The organism is Mesorhizobium sp. M7A.F.Ca.CA.002.09.1.1 (genome assembly GCF_003998555.1).
GTDB classification, from domain to species: Bacteria; Pseudomonadota; Alphaproteobacteria; order Rhizobiales; family Rhizobiaceae; genus Mesorhizobium; species Mesorhizobium ciceri.
Map to the genome: position 1 here is coordinate 1 of NZ_RZRR01000262.1, position 6,257 is coordinate 6,257.

The 6,257-nt window shown below is 65.8% G+C and carries 5 protein-coding genes; 2 read left to right on the plus strand and 3 right to left on the minus strand.

The features are described 5' to 3' along the window. Positions 1-697: ABC transporter permease subunit (locus EN994_RS13785; protein ID WP_127307589.1), on the minus strand; the 697-nt coding region annotated here is incomplete at its 3' end. Further along, positions 694-1,521 (minus strand): ABC transporter ATP-binding protein, encoded by an 828-nt coding sequence (locus EN994_RS13790; protein ID WP_127307590.1) that lies wholly within the window; start codon positions 1,519-1,521, stop codon positions 694-696. The genes EN994_RS13785 and EN994_RS13790, both read right to left, overlap by 4 nt. A 337-nt stretch (positions 1,522-1,858) precedes the next feature. On the opposite strand from EN994_RS13790, the gene EN994_RS13795 reads away from it, so the two are divergent. Together EN994_RS13795 and EN994_RS13800 are read left to right on the plus strand one after the other, a co-directional pair. Further along, positions 1,859-2,803, plus strand: coding sequence for a MurR/RpiR family transcriptional regulator (locus EN994_RS13795; RefSeq protein WP_063169588.1), 945 nt, complete (start codon positions 1,859-1,861; stop codon positions 2,801-2,803). A gap of 190 nt (positions 2,804-2,993) precedes the next feature. Next, positions 2,994-4,781, plus strand: a complete 1,788-nt coding sequence (locus EN994_RS13800; RefSeq protein WP_063169589.1) for an NAD(P)/FAD-dependent oxidoreductase — start codon at positions 2,994-2,996, stop codon at positions 4,779-4,781. Positions 4,782-5,011: 230 nt separating this feature from the next. On the opposite strand, the gene EN994_RS13805 is transcribed toward EN994_RS13800, so the two are convergent. After that, entirely contained in the window at positions 5,012-6,247 is a 1,236-nt protein-coding gene (locus EN994_RS13805; protein WP_063169590.1) for an amidohydrolase/deacetylase family metallohydrolase, read from the minus strand. Positions 6,248-6,257: the final 10 nt, after the last annotated feature.

Genomic DNA, 6,257 nt, shown 5'->3' on the forward strand with positions numbered 1-6,257 from the left:
TTTCCGCGCCGACCGCGGTCAGCAGGCCGAAGATGGCGCCGATCATCAGCCCGACCAGGATCATCGGCAGCGCCATCGGCGCACGGATCTTCCAGAAGATCTGCAGGGTGCTGGCGCCATAGGAACGCGCCAGCGCAATCTTGGCGCTGTCGACGCGGCGAAAGCCTGTCGCCGCATTGATCATCACCATCGGCCCGGCGGCCAGTGCCACCGCGATGATGCGCGGCGTGTAGCCGAAGCCGAAGCGCAGGATCAGAAGCGGCACCAGCGCCAGCATCGGCGTGGTGACCAGAAGCAGGATGTAAGGCGCGACGATCTTCTCTGCGAACGGGAATTGGGTGATGACGGCGGCCAGCACCAGGCCGATGATGGCGCCGATGGTGAAGCCGGACACCAGCTCGACCAGCGTGTAGCCGAGATGCGGCGCGATCAGCGGAAACTCGTCGAACAGCGCATAAGCGATCGAGCTCGGCGGCGGCATGATATAGAGCGGCACGTGGAACAGCCGCAGCGCCAGTTCGATGCCGCCGATGATGATCACCGCCACGACAAGAATGGCCGCCACCTCCTTGCCCGACTTGATGCCGGGGCCGCTGGCGAAGGCGGAAAGGTTGGTCAGGCTGACCTCATGGCCGTCGCCCGCCTTGGCGCCCGACTTGGACTTTGAGAATTCCGGAATGGCATCGCCCCCGCTCACGGCCTGATCCTCACGATTTCGGCGCTCGGGCGCTCCGGGGCTTTTGGCCGCGTGCGTTCGCCGACAATGTCCATCTTGATCCGGTTGGTGAGGTCGAAGACCTCCTTCGTCGCCATGATCTCCAGCGAACGCGGCCGTGGGAACGGCACGCGGTATTCCTTGGCGACGCGGCCAGGCCGGGCGCTCAGCACCACCACCCGGTCCGAGAGAAAAATCGCTTCCTCGATGCTGTGGGTGATGAAGACGATGGTTGTCTTGGTGTCGAGCCAGATCTCCTCGACCAGCCGGTTCATCTCCTCGCGGGTGAAACTGTCGAGCGCGCCGAACGGCTCGTCCATCAAAAGCACCGAGGGCTTTAGCGCCAGCGCCCGCACGATCGCCGCGCGCTGCTGCATGCCGCCCGACAGCTCGCGCGGAAACTTGCCGCAGAAGCCAGCAAGCCCGACCCGGTTGAGCAGATGCGCGATCCACGCCCGGTCCGGCTTCTCGCTCTTGATCTCGAAGGGGAAGCGGATGTTGGCGTCGAGGTTGCGCCACGGCAGGAGGTTCGCCTCTTGGAAGACGATGCCGATATCGGGATGCGGACCGGTGATGGCCTTGCCGTCGAGCCGGATCTCGCCACTGGTCAGGCTGTGCAGGCCCGACATCGACCACAAAAGCGTGGTCTTGCCGCAGCCGGAAGGGCCGACGATCGAGACGATTTCATTGACGCTGACATCGAGGCTGCAGCGGTCCAGCGCCAGCAGGTCGCCGGAGGCCGTGTGATAGATCTTGGTGGCTGCCTGCACGCCAAGCTTCGGCTTTTTTGCATCGCCCGTGTTCATCTGCCCCCCGGGAAGATTGCGCGATGATCCATTGGCTCATCCCCAGCGAAAATCAGTCTGTAACTATCCTACTTTCCTGTCAAGCACCGACGATAGCGGCCGTATCGCGAAAATCGATTAGTATACCTATCATCTTGTTTTACCGTCGGTTTTACGGCCTTGAAATGCATGTTGCTTTCCTACATACTTCGGAACTGACACGGACCGGAGAGGAACGGAGGAAGGTGAGCTTTCCCCAACGACACGCTGCGGTTGCGATCCGGTCGGGCACGTGGAGCCAGGGCGTGCAAACATGCTAAGACGACAGCCTCGCAACCCAGGGAAAGACCAGGACCCCATGACCGACGCTGGCAGCCAGGACGAGCCTGTTCCAGGCCCCGATACCGAGAGACGCGATCCTGTCCGGCGCATCCCCGACATCATCTCGCTGGTCAAGGATTCCTACAGCGAATTGCGCCCGGCCGAACGGCGTGTCGCCGATGTCGTTCTCGACGACGTCAAATATGCCGTCGACGCCTCCAACGCCGCCCTTGCCCAGCGCGCCGGGGTCAGCGAACCGACGGTGACCCGGTTCTGCCGCGCCATCGGCTGCGAGGGCGTGCGCGATTTCAAGCTGAAGCTGGCGCAGAGCCTCGTCGTCGGCGCGCTCTACCTGGCCAAGTCGCCTTCCGTCAGCAATGACAATGGCATGCCGTTCTGGAACGCCGTGTTCGGCGAGGCGCGCCGGGCGCTGCAGGAGGCCGAGCGGCAGCTCGACCCGGCCCAGCTGCAGAAGGCCGCCGAGCTGATCGCCAAGGCGCGCCAGGTCACGGTCTTCGGCCTCGGCGGCAGCTCCTCGGCGCTGGCGCAGGAAACCCAATACCGGCTGTTCCGCTACGGCATAACAGTCAGCGCCCAGTGCGATCCCTATCTGATGCGCATGACCGCCTCGACGCTCAAGCCCGGCGATCTGGTGATCGCCATTTCGGCGACGGGACGCACCCGCGAGGTGATCGAGGCCGTCGAGCTCGCCAAGCATTACCGCGCCAATGCGATCGCCGTGACCGCGCCCGACACCGAGCTCGCCCGCACCTGCGACGTCAGGCTGACGGTGGCGGTGCCGGAATATCCCGACACGCTGAAGCCGACGGCATCGCGCTTCGCCTTTCTGGCGGCGATCGACCTGCTGGCGGTGGCCTCCGCCTACAAGCTCGACGGCTCGGCCCGCGAGACGGTGCGCCGCATCAAATACAACGCCCAGATCCACCGCACCGGCAAGGAGATGGAGCCGCTCGGAGACTAGGGCTGCGCTTTTCCTTCTCCCCTTGTGGGAGAAGGTGGATCGGCGCGTAGCGCCGAGACGGTTGAGGGGTGGGTGACGGAGTGCCGTCGGCGCCAAGCTGGAGCACCCCTCATCCGACCTCACTTCGTGAGGCCACCTTCTCCCCTTGTGGGAGAAGGGAAGCCGGACATGAAACGAAAGAGGGAAAGAGATGCTCGAAATAGCACCGACGAAACAGGCCGCCGCATGGCTCGAATCCCTGGCACAGGCACTCGCAGCCGGCGACGCTGCGGCGGCGAGCAACCTCTTCGTCGACGATTGCTACTGGCGCGATCTCCTGACCTTCACCTGGAACATCACGACCGTGGAAGGCCGCGCGGCGATCGCCGACATGCTGGCGACGACGCTGGCGACGGCCAAGCCGAGCGCGTGGCGGCTGACCGGCGAGGCGACCTCGGACGACGGCACCATCGAGGCCTGGTTCAGCTTCGAAACCGTGGTGGCCAGGGGGGAGGGCATCATGCGGCTGCGCGACGGCCGCTGCCGGACATTGTTCACGGCGATGGCCGACCTCAAGGGCTTCGAGGAGCGCAAGGGCGCGGCGCGGCCGCTCGGCGTGCGCCACAAGGCCGATCCCCAGCGCGAGACCTGGTCGGAGGCGCGGGCGCGCGAGACGCGCGAACTCGGCACTGATGAACAGCCCTATTGCCTGGTCATCGGCGGCGGCCAGGGCGGCATCATGCTGGGGGCGCGACTGCGCCAGCTCGGCGTGCCGGCCATCGTCATCGAGAAGAATGCCAGGCCGGGTGACTCATGGCGCAACCGCTACCGCACGCTCGTGCTGCACGATCCGGTCTGGTACGACCATCTGCCCTACATTCCCTTCCCCGAAAACTGGCCGGTGTTCACGCCCAAGGACAAGATGGGCGACTGGCTGGAAATGTATACGCGCGTCATGGAGCTCAACTACTGGGTCGCCACCAAATGCCTCAGCGCCAGCTATGACGAGGCCGAAAAAGTCTGGACCGTGGTCGTCGACCGCGTCGGCCGGCAGATCACGCTGAAGCCCAAGCACATCGTCTTCGCCACCGGCGCCTACGGCCCGCCGCGGCGGATCGATCTGCCGGGCGCCGGCCGGTTCAAGGGCGAGCTGCTGCACTCCAGCCAGTATGCCAGCGGCGACAAATTCCGCGGCAGGAAAGTCGCCGTCATTGGCGCTGCAAGCTCCGGCCACGATGTCTGCGTCGACCTCTGGGAGAGCGGCGCCGAGGTCACCATGATCCAGCGTTCGCCGACGACAGTGGTCAAGTCGGACACGCTGATGGAAGTCGGCTTCGAGATCTTCTCGGAAGACGCACTGTCGCGCGGCATCACCACCGAGAAGGCCGACATGATCGTCGCCTCGACGCCGTTCGCGCTGGTGCCCAAGGGCCAGCAGGCGCTTTACGAGGTGATCAAGGCGCGCGACGCGGCCTTCTACGACCGCTTGCGCGCCGCCGGCTTCGCCATCGATTTCGGCGACGACGAGACCGGCCTTCTGATGAAGGCCTACCGCACCGGCTCCGGCTACTACATCGATGTCGGCGCCTCCGACCTGATCATCGACGGCAAGATCGGCATCCGCAGCGGCGTCGCCATCAAGTCGCTGACCCCGAGCGGCATCCTGTTCGAGGACGGCAGTGAACTCGCCGCCGACGCCATCATCGCCTGCACCGGCTATCAGTCGATGAACGAGAATGTCGCCGCGATCGTTTCGCGCGAAGTCGCCGACAAGGTCGGCCCGTGCTGGGGCCTTGGCTCCGGCGTCAAGGGCGACCCCGGCCCCTGGCAAGGCGAGCTGCGCAATATGTGGAAGCCGACCGCCCAGGAAGCGCTCTGGTTCCACGGCGGCAATCTGGCGCTGTCGCGCTTCTATTCGAAATATGTGGCGCTGCAGATCAAGGCGCGGATGGAAGGCATTGAGACGCCGGTTTACGGGGCGGTGAGCAACGCCGGGTAAAGTCGACCCCCACTCCGTCGAGCTTCGCTCGCCACCTCTCCCCCGATCGACGGGGTAGAGGAAGGGCGCCACACAGATCGGCGAGGGAGAGGAAGGCGCGAGTTCGCCGCCCTTGGCTCCTTCCTCTCGCTCCGGAGGGGGGAGAGGTGGCGCTGCGAAGCAGCGACGGAGTGGGGGAAGCCATTCGCCAAGCGCACAGTCCCAAGACAGGCACAAGCTGGCGAGATCAGCTAGTCGTGCCGATGCCCAAAGTGCCTCGCCGCAACCTCGACATGGGTATGCGCGGCATGCGCCACAAACCGCTCAGTCTCGCTGACATCGTTGACCGCTTCGTTCGGCCACCAGGTGCCGCCGATAACGATGCCTTCGCACACCAGTCTCTGATCGGCGACCAATGACGCGCCGACCGCGTCGACGAAGGTGAAGCGGCCCGGGCGCTGACGGAGCACGGCGACGTCGCCGACCGTGCCGACGGCCAGTGTGCCCAGGTCAGGCCGCGCGATCGCCTGCGCCGGCGCTTGCGTGGCGGCGCGCAGGACCTCGACCAGCGGCATGCCGAGCGCCAGGAGCTTCGACATGCAGACGAGGATGTCGAAGGCGGGACCGTCGACGCAGTAGAGATGCACGTCGCTCGAGATCACGTCGGGCGCCAGCCCTTCTTCGAGCATGGCGCGGGCGACGGCGAAATCGAACGAGCCCATGCCGTGGCCGATGTCGAAGATGACGCCGCGCTCGCGCGCCAGCCGCATGTCGGGCCGCACCGCGCCGGAAGCGAACACCGGCGCATTCGGGAAAGGCCGGAAGCAATGGGTGAGAATGTCGCCCTTGCGCAGGCGCGGCAGCACTTCCGAGCGGCCGGGCGGCGGTTCGTCGATATGCGCCATCAGCGGCAGGCCGGCCTGGTCGGCGGCCTCCAGCGCCAGATCCACCGGCGCGATGCCGCTGGTGCCGCCGGCATGCTTGCCCGAGCGAACCTTTACGCCGACCACGACATCGCGGTGCTCGCGCACCGCAGCCACAACCTCGCGCGGTTCGCAGAGCCTGAGATCGCTGCACTCGCCGACCGACACCGTCTGCGAGAAGCCGAAAATGCCGGCAAAGGAAATGTTGACATAGGCCAGGATGCGAACCTTCGAGCGCTCCATGACATGGCGGCGGAAGCCGAGGAAATTGCCGGCGCCCGCACTGCCGGCATCGATGAAGGTGGTGGTGCCGCTCTTGGCGGCCAGCCGGTCGGCATCGACGCCAAGCGACGTGCCGCCCCAATAGACGTGGCTGTGCAGGTCGACCAGGCCCGGCGTGACGATGCAGCCGCCGGCATCGACGATCTGCGCGGCGCTGTCCGCCGGGATATCGGCGTCGACCGCGGCAACGCGGCCATTGGCGATGGCGACATCGCGCAGCGCGTCGAGGCCAGCGGCCGGATCGATCAGCCGTCCGCCCTTCAGCAGGAGGTCGAATTGCATGGAGTAACCT

Coding starts and splice junctions, on each gene's coding strand:
- EN994_RS13795 (WP_063169588.1), top strand. CDS start 1,859: ATGACCGACGCTGGCAGCCAGGACGAGCCTGTTCCAGGCCCCGATACC.
- EN994_RS13790 (WP_127307590.1), bottom strand. CDS start 1,521: ATGAACACGGGCGATGCAAAAAAGCCGAAGCTTGGCGTGCAGGCAGCC.
- EN994_RS13800 (WP_063169589.1), top strand. CDS start 2,994: ATGCTCGAAATAGCACCGACGAAACAGGCCGCCGCATGGCTCGAATCC.
- EN994_RS13805 (WP_063169590.1), bottom strand. CDS start 6,247: ATGCAATTCGACCTCCTGCTGAAGGGCGGACGGCTGATCGATCCGGCC.